Below are 14,428 nucleotides of genomic sequence, written 5' to 3'. Positions count from 1 at the left end.
CCGCCCCGGGAGCCCCAGGCAGCCTCAGGCCACGAACGTCCGGGGCGACTCCCCCGAACCGGCGCTCGCCCCGGCCTGCACCAGGCGGGCCGCCGCCGCGAGGCGCACCGCCGCCTCATCGGCCACCGGCCCGGCGACGGTGAACGGCAGCCGTACGTACCCCTCGAAGGCGCCGTCCACGCCGAAGCGGGGCCCCGACGGCACCCGGACGCCGACCCGCTCCCCCACCTCGGCCAGCCGCGAGCCGGACAGGCCCCCGGTGCGCACCCACAGGGTCAGGCCGCCGCTCGGCACCTCGAACTCCCAGTCCGGCAGCTCCCGGCGCACCGCGGCGACCAGGGCGTCACGGTTCTCCCGGGCCTGGGCGCGCCGCAGGGCGACCGCCTCCTCCCAGCCACCGGTCCGCATCAGCCAGTTGACGCCGAGCTGCTCCAGCACGGGGGTGCCGAGGTCGGCGTACGCGCGTGCCGCGACCAGCGAGCGGATCACGTCGGGGGCCGCGCGCACCCACCCGATGCGCATGCCGGCCCAGAACGCCTTGCTCGCCGAGCCGACGGTGAGCACCGTGCTGCCGGCCGGGTCGAAGGAGCAGACGGGGCGGGGCATCTCGAAGCCCTCGTCGAGGTACAGCTCGGTCATGGTCTCGTCGACGACGAGGACCGTCCCGGCGGAGCGGGAGGCGTCGACCAGGGCGCGCCGCCGGTCCTCGTCGGCGAGGGCGCCGGTCGGGTTGTGGAAGTCGGCGACGACGTAGGCGAGCCGGGGCGCGGCGTCCCGGAGCACCTGGCGCCAGCGCGGGAGGTCCCAGCCGTCCAGCCCCTCGGACATGGCGACGGGCACCAGCCGGGCGCCGGCCTCCCGCATGAGCTGGAGGATGTTGGCGTACGAGGGGGACTCCACGGCGATCCGCTCGCCGCGTCCGGCGAAGAGGTGGCAGATGGCGTCGATGGCGCCCATGGCACCGGTCGTCACCATGATCTGCTCGGGCATGGTGGGGATGCCGCGCTCGGTGTAGCGGTCGGCGAGCATCTGGCGCAGGGCGGGCAGTCCGGCCGGGTAGTCGCCGTGGGTGTGCGCGTAGGGCGGCAGCTCCTCCAGGGCGCCCTGGAAGCCGCGGGTGAGCCAGGGCTCGGGCGCGGGCAGCGAGGCGCAGCCCAGGTCGATCATGGAGCCGAGCGACTCGGGCGGCAGGGGCTCCAGCCCTCGGGCGGGCAGCGGGTTGCCCGCGGGCACGGCGGTCCAGCTCCCGGCGCCGCGGCGGGACTCCAGGAACCCTTCGGCGCGCAGCGCCTCGTAGGCGGCGGCGACCGTCGTACGGCTGACGGAGAGGGCGAGGGCCAGTTCCCGCTCGGCGGGGAGCCGGGCGGCGACCGGGACGCGGCCCTCCAGGACGAGGAGGCGGATGCCGTCGGCGAGGGCGCGGTAGGCGGGCGGCTTGCGGGTGCCGGGTCCGGCGGGCCGGGGCTGCTGCGCCGTGAGCTGTCGGGCCAGCTGGGCGGGGCCCACTGCCGAAGTCCACTCAGCCATGGAATTCAGTCCACCTTCCTCGAATTGGACCTGGTTGGGGTCCCGAAGCCTGCCACAGGGTGGCATGAGTCAGTCCACCATCACCACATCGGGGGGCACAACCCATGTCGACCACCTCCGGCCCACCGGCCACCGCCGACACCACCGCGACACCGCCCACCGCCGACACGACCCCGACGCCGGCCACCGCTGTCGCCGCCGGTGCCCCGGCGGCCGTCCCGGAGCCGCGGCACCTCGTCCGCCGGCTGGTGCAGCTGTACGCGGGCCTCGCGCTGTACGGGGTCAGCTCCGCGCTGCTGGTGCGCAGCGGCCTGGGACTCGAACCGTGGAACGTCCTGCACCAGGGCCTGTCCGGGATCACCGGCCTGTCCATGGGCGTGGTCCTGACGATCGTCGGGGCCGCCGTCCTGCTGCTGTGGATCCCGCTGCGCCAGAAGCCGGGACTGGGCACCGTCTCCAACGTCCTCGTCATCGGCGCCGCCATGGACGCCACCCTCTGGCTCGTCCCCGACGCCCACGGCCTGCTCGCCCGGGTGCCGCTGATGCTCGCCGGGGTCGTCCTCAACGGCCTGGCCACCGGCCTCTACATCGCCGCCCGGTTCGGTCCGGGTCCGCGCGACGGGCTGATGACGGGACTGCACCGGCTCACCGGGCGCTCGCTGCGGCTGATCCGGACCACGATCGAGCTGACGGTGGTGCTCACCGGCTTCCTGCTGGGCGGCTCCCTGGGGGTGGGGACGCTGCTGTACGCGGTGGCGATCGGCCCGCTCGCCCAGTTCTTCCTGCGCGTGTTCGCCGTCCCGGGCGGCGGCGGCAGCACCGTGGTCGCCTCCCGGACACCCCGGCAGGCGATACTGCGGCGGTGACTCGCGTACGCCACCCCTATCTGGACCACCCGTCCCCCCTCATACCCTTCGCCCACCGCGGCGGGGCGGCCGACGGGCTGGAGAACACGGTGACCGCCTTCCGGCGCGCCGCGACGGCCGGTTACCGCTACTTCGAGACCGATGTGCACACCACCGCCGACGGCCGGCTGGTCGCGTTCCACGACGCGACGCTGGACCGGGTGACGGACGCCCGGGGCCGCATCCGGGACCTGCCGTGGAGCGAGGTGCGCCACGCGCGCGTGGGGGGCACGGAACCGCTGCCCCTCTTCGAGGAGCTGCTGGAGGAGTTCCCGGAGGCCCGCTGGAACGTGGACATCAAGGCGGAGCCGGCCCTGGAGCCCCTGGTCGAGCTGGTGCGCCGGACGGGCGCCTGGGACCGGGTGTGCGTCGGCTCCTTCAACGAGGGGCGGGTGGCCCGGGCGCGGCGGCTGGCCGGGGACCGGCTGGCCACGTCGTACGGGGTGCGGGGGGTGCTGGGCCTGCGGCTGCGGTCGTACGGCATCCCTGCGGCGCTGCGGGCGGGCGCGGTGGCGGCCCAGGTCCCGGAGACGCAGGGCGGGGTGCGGGTGGTGGACCGGCGGTTCGTCCGGACGGCCCACGACCGGGGCCTCCAGGTGCATGTGTGGACCGTGAACGACCCGGACCGGATGGCCGCGCTCCTCGACCTCGGGGTGGATGGCATCATGACCGATCACCTGGAGACGCTGCGCACGGTGCTGACCGACCGGGGGGTCTGGGCCGGGGCGTGACGCCCGTCCGATGGGGCCGTGGGGACGTACGGCCGAGGGAACGAACGAGGGGGGCGGGCGTGAGCGACGCCGACACCGCCGGCCGGGCCGCCGGCGAGACCGGTCCGGCCGGCCGCCTGCGTGAGCAACGCGGCTGGTACTTCTACGACTTCGCGTGCTCGGTCTACTCCACGAGCGTGCTGACGGTCTTCATCGGCCCGTACCTGACGTCCGTCGCCAGGGCCGCCGCCGACGCCGACGGCTTCGTGCACCCGCTGGGCATCCCGGTCCGGGCGGGGTCGGTGTTCCCGTACGCGGTGTCCCTGTCGGTGGTCCTGGCGGTGCTGGTGATGCCGCTGGCGGGGGCCGCCGCCGACCGTACGGGCCGGAAGAAGCCGCTGCTGGCGGTGGCGGCCTATGTGGGGGCGACCGCCACGGCGGGGCTGTTCCTGCTGGAGGGCACCCGCTATCTGCTGGGGGCGTTCCTCCTGATCGTGGCGAACGCCTCGCTGGCGGTGTCGATGGCGCTCTACAACGCCTATCTGCCGCAGATCGCCGCACCGGAGGAGCGGGACGCGGTGTCCTCGCGGGGGTGGGCCTTCGGCTACGCCTCGGGCGCGCTCGTCCTGCTGCTGGACCTGGCTCTGTACACCCGGCACGACTCCTTCGGGCTCACGGAGGGCGAGGCGGTGCGGATCTGCCTGGCCTCGGCGGGCCTGTGGTGGGGCGCCTTCACGCTGGTGCCGCTGCGGCGCCTGCGGGACCGGCGAGTGGTTCCCGGCGGGGAGGGCGCGGTCGGTTCGGGGTGGCGGCAGCTGGTGGCCACATTGCGGGACATGCGCCGGCACCCGCTGACGCTGTCGTTCCTCCTGGCGTACTTGGTCTACAACGACGGTGTGCAGACGGTGATTTCGCAGGCGTCCGTCTACGGCTCGGAGGAGCTGGGGCTGGAGCAGACCTCGCTCATCACGGCGGTGCTGCTGGTCCAGGTCCTGGCGGTGGCCGGGGCGCTGGGCATGGGCCGGCTGGCGAGGACGTACGGCGCCAAGCGCACGATCCTGGGGTCGCTCGCGGTGTGGACGCTGATCCTGGCGGCCGGATATCTGCTGCCCGCGGGCCGGCCGGTGTGGTTCTTCGCGCTCGCGGCCGGCATCGGGCTGGTGCTGGGCGGCAGCCAGGCGCTGTCCCGGTCGCTGTTCTCGCACCTGGTGCCGCCGGGCAAGGAGGCCGAGTACTTCTCGGCGTACGAGATGAGCGACCGCGGGCTCAGCTGGCTGGGCCCGCTGGTCTTCGGGCTGGCCTACCAGCTGACCGGCAGCTACCGGGACGCCATCCTCTCGCTGGTGCTGTTCTTCGCCCTGGGATTCGTCCTGCTGGCGCGGGTACCCGTCCGGAAGGCGGTGGCCGCCGCGGGGAACCCGGTGCCCGACCGGATTTAGACGCCGAAGTGAAAGGCCGGTAGTGTACGCCTTTGGCCTGCCAGGCGGACCGTTACTGCGTGCACTGGTAGTAAAGACGCTGGGTGACATCTGCTGTCAGATGTGACAAACCGGGCGCTGGCGGGTACCCCATGAGGGGAAAAAGCAGCGGCACGACGGGCGACGCATGACCCGCAACGGGAATCTTTACCGCCGACCGGACGTTGACCGGATGACGACGACAGCGACACCTGTCCTGTGGGCGACAAGCCCGGGAGGCACGATTCATGAGTGAGCGAGCTCTTCGCGGCACGCGCCTCGTGGTGACCAGCTACGAGACCGACCGCGGCATCGATCTGGCCCCGCGCCAGGCGGTGGAGTACGCATGCGAGAAGGGGCATCGGTTCGAGATGCCGTTCTCGGTCGAGGCGGAGATCCCGCCGGAGTGGGAGTGCAAGGTCTGCGGAAGCCAGGCACTCCTCGTTGACGGGGACGGCCCCGAGGAGAAGAAGGGCAAGCCGGCGCGTACGCACTGGGACATGCTCATGGAGCGGCGCACCCGCGAGGAGCTGGAGGAGGTGCTGGCCGAGAGGCTGGCGGTCCTGCGCTCCGGCGCCATGAACATCGCCGTGCATCCGCGCGACAGCCGGAAGTCCGCGTAACGCGGGATTCCGGACGGCCGGGCGTCCGCAGACGACCGGCGGGCGCGCGAGTGAGCGCCACGAGCAACAGCCGCGGGGCGGCGGTACCTCAGGAGTACCGCCGCCCCGCGGCTTTGCCGTTCCTGCAGCTGTGCCGAGCCGCCGCTCAGCGGCCGATCGGCGGGCGCGGACCCTCGTCGCCGGCACCACCCGGGCCCCGGGGGGCGTCCTCCCGGACGACCTCGCCCTGCACGACCTTCCCGTCCGGGTGGCTCATCCGGGCCTGCTGGAAGGCGTCGCCCAGCGGGCCGTAGCCCGGCACGGCGGCCCGCACCCGGCGCTCCACCGCCCGCTCCGTGTACCGCCCGGCCATCGCCCGCACCGGCGGGATCAGCAGCAGCAGTCCGGCGGCGTCGGAGATCAGGCCCGGCAGCATCAGCAGCAGCCCGGCGAGCATCAGGAAACCGTTCCCGGCGCTCTCGCGGTCCTGCGCGGCCGGGCCCCCCGGAGCGGCGCCCGACTGCTGCTGCTGGAGCGTCTCGGTCAGCGTCCGGAACGCCCTGCGGCCCGCCCGCTTGATCACCGCGGCGCCGAGGACACCGCCCCCGACGAGCAGGGCGAGCACGGTGAGCCCGCCGGCCGCGCCCGCCACCAGGGTCAGCAGCCAGATCTCCAGCACCAGCCAGGCGGCCACCCCCACGGGGGCGAACCTGCGGGCGCGGGAGCGCGGGGTACGGGCGGAAGGGGGCGGTGCGCCGGTCGTCATGGTCCCAGTGTGCCCGGGCGTGCGCCGGGGCGGCGTAAAGGGGGGATCAGGAGCGGCCGTCGGACCCGCGGCCGAGGATGCGGCCGGCCCGGGAGCCCACGCCCCAGGCGGTGACCCGCCACAGCGCCTCGACCACGATGTCCCGGCTCATCTTGGAGTCGCCCAGCTCCCGCTCGACGAAGGTGATGGGCACCTCGACCACATGGAAGCCCGCGGCGACCGCGCGGCGGGCCAGGTCGACCTGGAAGCAGTACCCCTGGGACGCGACCTCGTCCAGGCCGAGGCCCTCCAGCGTCTCCTTGCGGAAGGCGCGGAAGCCGCCGGTGACGTCCCGGATCGGCACGTCGAGGAGGAGGCGCGAGTAGGTGCTGCCGCCCCGGGAGAGGATCTCGCGGGACTTGGGCCAGTTCACCACCCGGCCGCCGGGCACCCAGCGGGACCCGAGGACGAGGTCGGCGTTCTTCAGGGCGGTCAGCAGCCGGGGCAGCTCCTCGGGCTGGTGGGAGCCGTCGGCGTCCATCTCCACCAGGACGCCGTAGTCGCGCTCGATGCCCCAGCGGAAGCCCGCCAGGTAGGCGGCGCCGAGCCCCTCCTTGCCCTTGCGGTGCAGGACGTGGACGTGCTCGTCCTCGGCGGCCAGCTCGTCGGCGAGCTTGCCGGTGCCGTCCGGGCTGTTGTCGTCGGCGACGAGGACGTCGACGTCGGGCACGGCGGCGCGCACCCGGGAGACGATCGGCTTGATGTTCTCGGCCTCGTTGTAGGTCGGGATGATCACCAAGGCTCTGCCGAGCGGGCCGTACCGCCTCTGGCCACCGTCGTTCACTGCTGCCCCTCACGTCCGTACACGGATCACCACCATAGCGAGCCCGGCGGGGCCGGTCGCGGCGGCGGTACGGAAGGGGGGAACCGGCGCGCGGCGCGAGTGGGGGCCCGGTGTCCTTCGGGCCGACCTGGGGCCCGCTGGCTGCGGGTCGACCGAGAGCCGTTGTCTACTGAACGTCCGGGCCCCACCCGGGTCGCACCTCCCCCGGGCCGCTCCCGGCCAGGGGGGAGCCCGAACCGGCAAAAACCTTCCCTCGCCCCCGAGGCGCTGGCGCTGAACCTGGCTCCCAGTGGTGGTGCGCCGGCGCGGAGCACCACCCCATGACCCAGCGGCGTTCGACGACTGCGTGAAGGTCGGCCGGTCGGGCGTCCTGTGGTGGACCCGCCGAACCTACCGGCCGCCGACCGCCCGCTGTCAACAGCCGTGCCACCTGCGGCGTTTCTTGAAAGGGCAGGTCAGGCAGGAAGATCCGCAGGTGGTGGGCGACCGGCCGGGACCCTCGCCCGGGCCGGGGCCCGGACGACGTCACTCGTTCGGTCGCACGAAGACCGTACGTCCGGAAACGACGGTGCGCAGGCAGACCGGCAGGTCGGAGCCGGGGGTGAGGTCGGGCAGGCCGGGCGTGCCGGAGCGCGGGTCGGTGGACCAGCGGGCGACCCGGTCGTCGGGCGCCTGGACGACCAGGTCCCCGGCGCGCCAGACCGCGTAGTCGGCGGGCGCTCCGGGGACGAGGACGCCCGCGTCGTCCCGTCCGGTGGCGCGCCAGCCGCCGCGGGTGTGGGCGGTGAAGCCGGCCCGGACGGAGATCCGGTGCTCGGGGGTGCGGTGGAAGGCGGCGGCCCGCACGGTGCCCCACGGGTCCAGGGGCGTGACCGGGCTGTCGGAGCCGAAGGCCAGGGGAACTCCGGCGCGCAGGAGCGCCGCGTACGGGTTGAGCGTGCGGGCCCGTTCCGCGCCCAGGCGCCGGGCGTACATGCCGTCCTCCCCGCCCCAGGCGGCGTCGAAGGCGGGCTGGACGGAGGCGGTGAGGCCCAGCTCGGCGAAGGCGGCGACGGTCTCGGGGGTGAGCATCTCGGCGTGTTCCACGCGGTGGCGGGCGGCGCGGACGCGGGCCGTGCCGACGGTCTCGGCGGCGGCCCGTACGCCCGCGACGACGGTGCTGAGCGCCGCGTCCCCGATGGCGTGGAAGCCGGCCTGGAGACCGGCCTCGGTGCAGGCGGCGACATGGGCGGCGACGGCGGCCGCGTCGAGGTGGGCGGTGCCGGTGTGCGGGGCGTCGGCGTACGGCTCGTGGAGGCACGCGGTGTGGGAGCCGAGCGACCCGTCCACGAAGAGGTCGCCGGCCGCGCCCGCGGCGCCCAGCTCCCGCACCCGCCGGGCGTCCTTCTCGCCGGACACCGCCTCGGCCCAGTACCCCACGACGCGGGGGCCGGGCTCGCCGGCGGCCAGCGCCAGCAGGGCGGTGAAGTCGTCCTCGTCGGAGATCTCGGGGCCGGCGCACTCGTGGACGGTGCCGATGCCGAGCGACGCGGCGCGGCGCAGCGCGGCCCGCTGGGCGTCGGCGCGCTGGGCGGGGGTGACGGCGGCGTGGGCGGCGGCGCGCACGGCGTGGTGCGCGGCGGCGGTGAGCGGGGCGTCGGGGCGGTAGCCGGTCAGGGCGGTGACGCCGGGGACGAGGTCGAGCAGCGCGGTGGTGACGACCGCGGAGTGGACGTCGACGCGCGGCAGGTACAGCGGGCGCCCGCCGGTGGCCTCGTCCAGCTCGGCGCGGGACGGCGGGCGCTGCTCGGGCCAGCGGGCGGCGTCCCAGCCGTGGCCGAGCAGGACGCGGTCGGCGGGGCGGGCGGCGCTGTGGGCCCGTACCCGCTCCAGGGCCTCGGCGAGGGTGGCGGCGCCGGACAGGTCGAGTCCGGTGAGGGCGAGGCCGGTGGCGGTGGTGTGCACATGCGCGTCGGTGAAGGCGGGGGTCACCAGGGCGCCTTCGAGGTCGATCACCTCGTCCACGCCGGCGGCGAAGGCGTCGGCCGCGCCCTCGGACCCCACCCAGGCGACATGGCCCCGCTCGACGACCATCGCGGTGGCGAAGGGGTCGGCGGGGCTGTGGACGTCTCCACCGCGCAGGAGCACGGTGCGGTGTTCGCTCTCGGTCATGGTGACCAGCCTAAGGAGGTGGTCAGACGCGTGGCGGCCGGGCCTCGTAGGGGGTGGAGAGGACGACGGTGGTCCGGGTGGAGACGCCGGACTGGGAGCGGATGCGGGTGAGCAGGTGCTCCAGCTCGAGCGGGGTCGCCACGCGGACCTTGAGGATGTAGTTCTCGTCCCCGGCGACGCTGTGGCACGCCTCGATCTCGGCGATGTCGGCGAGCCGGTCCGCGATGTCGTCGGGGGCGCTGGGGTCGAAGGGTTTCACCGAGATGAACGCGGTGAGCGGCAGGCCGACCGCCTCGGGGTCGACGACGGCGGCATAGCCGCGGATGACTCCGCGCTGCTCGAGGCGTCGGACGCGCTGATGCACCGCCGAGGTGGACAGGCCGGTGGCCTTGCCCAGGTCGGTGTAGCTCATGCGCCCGTCCTTGACGAGCAACTCGACGATCTGACGATCCAGCTCCTCCATGCGGTCAACCTATTGCCCCCGGCGCCCCGCGGCCCAGTCGGAGGCCCCGCCGGAGGGCACCTGCGGGCGGCATGTGACGAAGACCACAACATTGCGGCGGGCTCCTCCGTGACCGGATGGTTATCCGGGCCGGTGGAAGGGAATTGCTTGCTGTGGTCGAGGCCGCAAGAGCCCGGTCGGCCCACCCGAGGGGGAGATTCTCCATGCAGGAGCCTGTTGATTCGGTCGCATCCATCGAGGACGACGAACTCGACGCGTACGACACGTTCGAGATGGTCCGGGTCCTCTGCCCGGACTGCTCGCAGCCCATCGCGCTGCTGGCGGACGAGGACGTGCTGCCGGAGCACGCCCTGTGCCCGACGCCGTGGAACCCGTTCGTGCTGACGGTGTGCACCGGCACGGGGCGGGCGGCGTCGGAGGCCCGGCCCGCCGACGAGTCGCGGGAGCTCCAGGAGCAGGACACCGCCCTGCTGCTGACGCTCCCCCAGGGACTCGACTGGCGCACCCAGCCGTTCTCGCACGTGGGCGGCCCCGGCTCGCAACCGATCAAGACGCCGCGCGTCACCCGCCGCCCGATGCCGCCCATGCGGCGCGCCGCCTGACGGACCCCGCCCGGACGGCCGCCGTCCGGTCCCGTCGCCTCCCGGCCCGCACCCCCGCCGTACCCCGGCGCCGGTGCGGGCCGGCCGTCGTCACGCGCCGCCCCGCGGCCCTGGCGGCCTCGGCGGTCTTCCGTTCAGCGTGACTCGGGGCCGACGATGTGGCGGGCGATGACCATCCGCTGGATCTGGTTGGTGCCCTCGACGATCTGGAGCACCTTGGCCTCGCGCATGAAGCGCTCGACGGGGAAGTCGGCGGTGTAGCCGTACCCGCCCAGCACCTGGACCGCGTCGGTGGTGACCCCCATCGCCGCGTCCGTGCAGAACAGCTTGGCCATCGCCGCCTCGCGCGAGAAGGGCAGGCCCGCGTCGCGCAGCCGCGCGGCGGACAGGTAGAGCGCGCGCCCCGCCTCGACCCGGGTGGCCATGTCGGCCAGCATGAAGCGCAGCCCCTGGAAGTCGGCGATCGGCCGGCCGAACTGCTGCCGGCCGGTGGCGTAGGTGACCGCCTCGTCCAGCGCCGCCTGGGCGACGCCCACGGCGCACGCGGCGATGCCGAGGCGGCCGGAGTCCAGGGCGGACAGGGCGATGGCGAAGCCCTGGCCCTCGTCGCCGATCCGGCGCGCGTCGGGGACGCGTACGCCGTCGAAGTGGAGCTGTGCGGTGGGCGAGCCCTTCATGCCCATCTTCTTCTCCGGCACGGCGGCGGAGAGGCCCTCGGCGTCGCCGGGGACCAGGAAGGCGGTGATGCCGCGCGGCCCCTCGCCGCCGGTGCGGGCCAGCACGGTGTAGAAGTCGGCGACCCCGCCGTGGGTGATCCACGCCTTGGTGCCGCCCAGCACCCAGTCGTCGCCGTCGCGGACGGCCCGGGTGCGCAGGGAGGCGGCGTCGGAGCCGGACGAGGGCTCGGACAGGCAGTAGGCGCCGAGGAGGCCGCCGCCCAGCATGGCAGGCAGGTGCTCCGCGCGCTGCTCCTTGGTGCCGTAGCCGGCCAGGGCGTGGCAGGACAGGGAGTGGACGCTGACGCCGAGGCCGACGGTCAGGCGGGCCGCGGCCAGCTCTTCGAGCACCTGGAGGTAGACCTCGTAGGGCTGGTCGCCGCCGCCGAAGGCGGAGTCGTAGGGCAGGCCGAGCAGTCCGGAGTCGGAGAGCAGGGAGAAGAGTGCGCGGGGGAACACCCCGGCGTCCTCCTCCTCGGCGGCGCGCGGTGCGACCTCCCGCTGGACGATGTCACGCACCAGGGCGATCAGATCCCTGGACTCCTCGGTCGGCAGCTGTCGTTCCACCGGCTGCGGGGCGCGGTCGGGCATGGGGGCGCTCTCCTCCCTGTCGGGCGCTGCGGCGGGCGCGCGCGTACGGGTGGGCGGCGCCGCCGGGTCACACTGCTTCGCCGATGCTGCCTTCCCGGATCACGGAATCGGCTGACCAGCGGCTGTGGCGGGTTGAGTATGCCCGATCGAGGGAGTTCCGTCACCGGGTGACCGGTGATCGTTCCGTCACCCTCAACTCGGCGGTGGCGGAGGACCGGTGCCCGGCGCGCGGGGGTGTTCCGGAGGTCACCGGACGGCGGGTGGGAGCGGCCGCCGGCCGGCGGGCGGGGTCAGAGCAGGCCGACCCGGGTGACGAGCATGGCGAGCACGACGACGAGCACCCATCCCAGGATGTGCTCCAGCAGCTCGGGGCCGTCGTCCTTGGGGCCGCCGGTCCGGGTCCGGGGGGCGGCGACGGCAGCGGTGTTCGAGGTCATGGTTTCCCGCTCTTTCGACCGAAAAGGGACCCGTCCACAGTGCCAGCGCGGGCGGCCCCGGCGGTAGAGACGTTCCTCACGCTCCCCGCCGGCCCACCCGCGCCGTCCGCCCGGTTCAGCGCACTCCCACCGCCGCGAGGGCCCGGCGCTGGGCGGCCGTGGGGTGGGCGGGCCAGTAGAGGTAGCAGACGCCGCCCGTGCCGGAGGACACCGTGCCGGAGGCGTTGTAGCGCTTGGTGCGGAGCCAGATGTTCTCCCACTCGCGGCGCCGGTAGACGCGGCGCACCGCGACGTTGCTGGGCGAGGCGGGGTCGTTGGCGATCACGTCGCCGCCGGTGGTGAAGCCGATGACCGTCATCAGGTGGCCGGCCGTGCCGTAGCCGGCGCCGGTCAGCTCCTCCTTGAGGAAGGACTGGGAGGTGATGACCGGGATGCCCGCCCGGATCAGCCGCTCCACGTCGGTCAGCGACCGCAGCCGGGTGACCACGGCGTTCAGGTCGCGGTAGGTGGCGGCGTAGGCGGCGTTGAAGGGCCAGTTGCCGCAGCCGTCGTACTGGTGGTCGAAGGTGTACCGGGCCGCGTGGCAGACCTGGGGGTCGTCGTAGTCCGGGTTGACCCAGGCGAGATCGGCGGCGGTGGGTCGGCGCCCCCAGTACTCGATGATCATCTGCGACGATGTGGGGCTGCACCACGCCTCGCCGCCGTTGTCGTACTCCGGGTACTGGCCGATGTGGGTGTTCTGCGAGTAGCGCGGGACGACCAGCTCGCGGGCGAGACCGGGCTCGGTGGCGGGCACGGTGAAGCGGTCGGGCACGTCCGACGCCATGGCGCCCACCCGCCACACGGTCGGGGTGAGGCGGGTGCCGGGCCGGCGGTGGAGCGTGAGCCGCAGCCGGTACGAGGTGAGGCGCACCCCGCTCGCCGGGTCGTCGACGGCGAGCGTGTCGGTCCAGACGGTGCTCCTGCCGTCCTTCTGGTCGTCGACGGAGGTGCGCCGGATGTCGCCGTCGCCGGACGCCCAGCGGCCCATGACGTACCAGGGCGTCTCGGTGCCGTCCGCGTACCGGCCGCTCAGCTCCACCGCGATCCAGGTGCCGGCCGGGGTGGCGGCGTTCCACGAGGCGATGATCTCGGTGGCGGGGACGGTGGCGGTGTGCCGGGGCGAGGTCCAGGTGGCGTACTCCCAGGCCGCGGTCGCGCCGGTGTGCGGGTCGGTGTAGTCGGTGCGCCCGGCCGGGGTGGCGATCACCAGACCGGGGCGGCGGGCAGCGACGGCGCGGGTGCCCTCGCGGGTGCCGGAGCGCCAGTCGGTGTACGAGGTCCAGAAGCGGTTGTCGACGGTGCCGGACGGGGCCCGGCGGCCCCCGGGCGCGGGGCGGGCGCGGTCCCCGGCGCCGAGGGCGGCGGCGGGGGCCGGGGAGGCGGCGGCGGTGCCGACGGCGGCGAGCGCGGCGGCGAGCACGGTCCTGCGGGCGGCGGGCGCCGCTCCGGGCGGCGGGGAACTGGTCATGGCGAGACCCCCGGTCGGTCGGGATGGGCGACGGATGCGGTGCACGCGGGTGGCGCGTGCGGCGGGCGCTGGTGCGGCTGTGTGACGGTCCGCGCACGGTGCGTACGGGCCGCCGGTCCGCCCACTATCGCCGCTCGGGCCGTGACTCGGCCAGACATCGGGCGCGCGTCGCCGTACCAATATTGGTCTCCACCTGTGGCTTTGTAGGCTGGGCGGCATGGATGACCTGGCCCGACCCGCCGCCGCGCTGCGCGCGCTGCCGCCGTCCTGCGGCCCCGTCCGGCTGATCGCGGTGGACGGCCACGCCGGTTCGGGCAAGTCGACGTTCGCGAGCCGGCTGGCCGCGGCGCTCGGCGGGGCGCCGGTGCTGCGGCTGGACGACGTGGCCACGCACGAGGAGCTGTTCGGCTGGACGGACCGGCTGCGGGCCGAGGTGCTGGAGCCGCTGAGCCGGGGCGAGGTGGCGCACGTTCACCCGTACGACTGGAATCTGCGGCGCTTCGGGGCGGCCCGGCCGCTGCCCCCGGCGCCGGTGGTGCTGGTGGAGGGCGTGGGCGCCGGCCGCCGGGCGCTGCGGCCGTTCCTGGCGCGGCTGCTGTGGATGGAGCGCGGCGCCGAGGAGTCCTGGGAGCGGGGCCGGCGGCGGGACGGGCCGCCGCAGCGGGAGTTCTGGGAGGGGTGGACGGTGGCGGAGACTCGCCACTTCGCGGCGGACCCCTCCCGGCCGTACGCCGACACCCTGGTACGGGAGTGCGCGGAGGGGTACGAGTGGCTTCCCGGGCCCGCCGGGACAGCAGTGGCGAACCACGGTGTGACGGAGAGTGACCGGCTCGGAGGCCCCTTCCGGGCTCCGTACTGAGCAGTCGGAAATCAGCCTCCAGAGTGCCCCAACTTCGCTTGACCGACGGGGCGTACAGGTCTTACGTTCTCAATGTGCGGCTTTCCGGAGCCGCCGCAGACGCGAAGCCCCCGGTTGTTCCCCCGTGACCGGGGGCTTCGTTCTGCCCCCGACGCGCTCCCGGCGCCCCTTTTCGATCCCGTTCGGACACCTCACGCTCACCGTCGGTCACCGCGGCGCCCCGCTTCTTCCGCGCCCCACAGAGCCCTTCGCGCCCTTAAGCGCACACTCCCCGTACAGGTACGATGCCTCTCGGTGCGGTCAATTCCC

Annotated in this window: 14 protein-coding genes; 6 read left to right on the top strand and 8 right to left on the bottom strand. The window is 74.4% G+C overall.

From position 1 onward, the window contains the following. Positions 1-24: 24 nt before the first annotated feature. Positions 25-1,527 (bottom strand): PLP-dependent aminotransferase family protein, encoded by a 1,503-nt coding sequence (locus tag ACF08D_RS27640; protein WP_392226284.1) that lies wholly within the window; start codon positions 1,525-1,527, stop codon positions 25-27. A gap of 104 nt (positions 1,528-1,631) precedes the next feature. On the opposite strand from ACF08D_RS27640, the gene ACF08D_RS27635 reads away from it, so the two are divergent. The 4 genes from ACF08D_RS27635 to ACF08D_RS27620 all read left to right on the top strand — a co-directional run bounded on the left by ACF08D_RS27635 (position 1,632) and on the right by ACF08D_RS27620 (position 5,222). Beyond that, on the top strand, positions 1,632-2,393 hold the full coding sequence (locus ACF08D_RS27635) for a YitT family protein (RefSeq protein WP_392226282.1): 762 nt from the start codon (positions 1,632-1,634) through the stop codon (positions 2,391-2,393). Continuing rightward, positions 2,390-3,163 (top strand): glycerophosphodiester phosphodiesterase family protein, encoded by a 774-nt coding sequence (locus tag ACF08D_RS27630; RefSeq protein WP_392226280.1) that lies wholly within the window; start codon positions 2,390-2,392, stop codon positions 3,161-3,163. The genes ACF08D_RS27635 and ACF08D_RS27630 overlap by 4 nt, the downstream gene beginning before the upstream one ends. A gap of 59 nt (positions 3,164-3,222) precedes the next feature. Beyond that, a complete protein-coding gene (locus ACF08D_RS27625) occupies positions 3,223-4,581 on the top strand; it encodes an MFS transporter (RefSeq protein WP_392226278.1) in 1,359 nt (452 codons plus the stop codon). A gap of 266 nt (positions 4,582-4,847) precedes the next feature. Then, positions 4,848-5,222, top strand: coding sequence for an RNA polymerase-binding protein RbpA (locus tag ACF08D_RS27620; RefSeq protein WP_026278069.1), 375 nt, complete (start codon positions 4,848-4,850; stop codon positions 5,220-5,222). Between the two features lie 145 nt (positions 5,223-5,367). On the opposite strand, the gene fxsA is transcribed toward ACF08D_RS27620, so the two are convergent. The 4 genes from fxsA to ACF08D_RS27600 all read right to left on the bottom strand — a co-directional run bounded on the left by fxsA (position 5,368) and on the right by ACF08D_RS27600 (position 9,404). Further along, positions 5,368-5,967 carry an FxsA family membrane protein gene (gene fxsA, locus ACF08D_RS27615; RefSeq protein ID WP_392226277.1) on the bottom strand — a complete coding sequence of 200 codons (600 nt, stop codon included), beginning with the start codon at positions 5,965-5,967 and terminating at the stop codon, positions 5,368-5,370. A 46-nt stretch (positions 5,968-6,013) separates the two neighbouring features. Further along, complete coding sequence (locus tag ACF08D_RS27610) at positions 6,014-6,790, bottom strand: polyprenol monophosphomannose synthase (protein ID WP_392226276.1); 777 nt, start codon at positions 6,788-6,790, stop codon at positions 6,014-6,016. Positions 6,791-7,315: 525 nt separating this feature from the next. Beyond that, positions 7,316-8,941, bottom strand: a complete 1,626-nt coding sequence (locus tag ACF08D_RS27605; RefSeq protein WP_392226274.1) for an amidohydrolase — start codon at positions 8,939-8,941, stop codon at positions 7,316-7,318. Between the two features lie 22 nt (positions 8,942-8,963). Beyond that, positions 8,964-9,404 (bottom strand): Lrp/AsnC family transcriptional regulator, encoded by a 441-nt coding sequence (locus ACF08D_RS27600; RefSeq protein ID WP_126887834.1) that lies wholly within the window; start codon positions 9,402-9,404, stop codon positions 8,964-8,966. A gap of 203 nt (positions 9,405-9,607) precedes the next feature. On the opposite strand from ACF08D_RS27600, the gene ACF08D_RS27595 reads away from it, so the two are divergent. After that, on the top strand, positions 9,608-10,006 hold the full coding sequence (locus tag ACF08D_RS27595; protein ID WP_392226272.1) for a hypothetical protein: 399 nt from the start codon (positions 9,608-9,610) through the stop codon (positions 10,004-10,006). Positions 10,007-10,140: 134 nt separating this feature from the next. On the opposite strand, the gene ACF08D_RS27590 is transcribed toward ACF08D_RS27595, so the two are convergent. The 3 genes from ACF08D_RS27590 to ACF08D_RS27580 all read right to left on the bottom strand — a co-directional run bounded on the left by ACF08D_RS27590 (position 10,141) and on the right by ACF08D_RS27580 (position 13,260). Further along, a complete protein-coding gene (locus tag ACF08D_RS27590) occupies positions 10,141-11,313 on the bottom strand; it encodes an acyl-CoA dehydrogenase family protein (RefSeq protein ID WP_392226270.1) in 1,173 nt (390 codons plus the stop codon). Between the two features lie 290 nt (positions 11,314-11,603). Beyond that, entirely contained in the window at positions 11,604-11,750 is a 147-nt protein-coding gene (locus ACF08D_RS27585; RefSeq protein WP_392226268.1) for an SCO1431 family membrane protein, read from the bottom strand. A gap of 115 nt (positions 11,751-11,865) precedes the next feature. Beyond that, positions 11,866-13,260: a C39 family peptidase gene (locus tag ACF08D_RS27580; RefSeq protein WP_392226266.1), complete on the bottom strand. Its 1,395-nt coding sequence runs from the start codon at positions 13,258-13,260 to the stop codon at positions 11,866-11,868. Positions 13,261-13,477: 217 nt separating this feature from the next. Between ACF08D_RS27580 and ACF08D_RS27575 the strand changes: the two genes are divergently transcribed. Continuing rightward, positions 13,478-14,119 carry a uridine kinase gene (locus ACF08D_RS27575; protein ID WP_392226264.1) on the top strand — a complete coding sequence of 214 codons (642 nt, stop codon included), beginning with the start codon at positions 13,478-13,480 and terminating at the stop codon, positions 14,117-14,119. Positions 14,120-14,428 lie beyond the last annotated feature (309 nt).

Source organism: Streptomyces sp. NPDC015131 (assembly GCF_043079975.1).
Taxonomy (GTDB): Bacteria; Actinomycetota; Actinomycetes; order Streptomycetales; family Streptomycetaceae; genus Streptomyces.
This window is presented reverse-complemented; position numbering and strand designations above follow the sequence as displayed.

What these genes read in the sequence shown, in the direction of transcription:
- ACF08D_RS27605 (WP_392226274.1), bottom strand. Translation starts at nt 8,941, where the DNA reads ATGACCGAGAGCGAACACCGCACCGTGCTCCTGCGCGGTGGAGACGTC.
- ACF08D_RS27575 (WP_392226264.1), top strand. Translation starts at nt 13,478, where the DNA reads ATGGATGACCTGGCCCGACCCGCCGCCGCGCTGCGCGCGCTGCCGCCG.
- ACF08D_RS27590 (WP_392226270.1), bottom strand. Translation starts at nt 11,313, where the DNA reads ATGCCCGACCGCGCCCCGCAGCCGGTGGAACGACAGCTGCCGACCGAG.
- ACF08D_RS27580 (WP_392226266.1), bottom strand. Translation starts at nt 13,260, where the DNA reads ATGACCAGTTCCCCGCCGCCCGGAGCGGCGCCCGCCGCCCGCAGGACC.
- ACF08D_RS27585 (WP_392226268.1), bottom strand. Translation starts at nt 11,750, where the DNA reads ATGACCTCGAACACCGCTGCCGTCGCCGCCCCCCGGACCCGGACCGGC.
- ACF08D_RS27640 (WP_392226284.1), bottom strand. Translation starts at nt 1,527, where the DNA reads ATGGCTGAGTGGACTTCGGCAGTGGGCCCCGCCCAGCTGGCCCGACAG.
- ACF08D_RS27595 (WP_392226272.1), top strand. Translation starts at nt 9,608, where the DNA reads ATGCAGGAGCCTGTTGATTCGGTCGCATCCATCGAGGACGACGAACTC.
- ACF08D_RS27600 (WP_126887834.1), bottom strand. Translation starts at nt 9,404, where the DNA reads ATGGAGGAGCTGGATCGTCAGATCGTCGAGTTGCTCGTCAAGGACGGG.
- fxsA (WP_392226277.1), bottom strand. Translation starts at nt 5,967, where the DNA reads ATGACGACCGGCGCACCGCCCCCTTCCGCCCGTACCCCGCGCTCCCGC.
- ACF08D_RS27620 (WP_026278069.1), top strand. Translation starts at nt 4,848, where the DNA reads ATGAGTGAGCGAGCTCTTCGCGGCACGCGCCTCGTGGTGACCAGCTAC.
- ACF08D_RS27635 (WP_392226282.1), top strand. Translation starts at nt 1,632, where the DNA reads ATGTCGACCACCTCCGGCCCACCGGCCACCGCCGACACCACCGCGACA.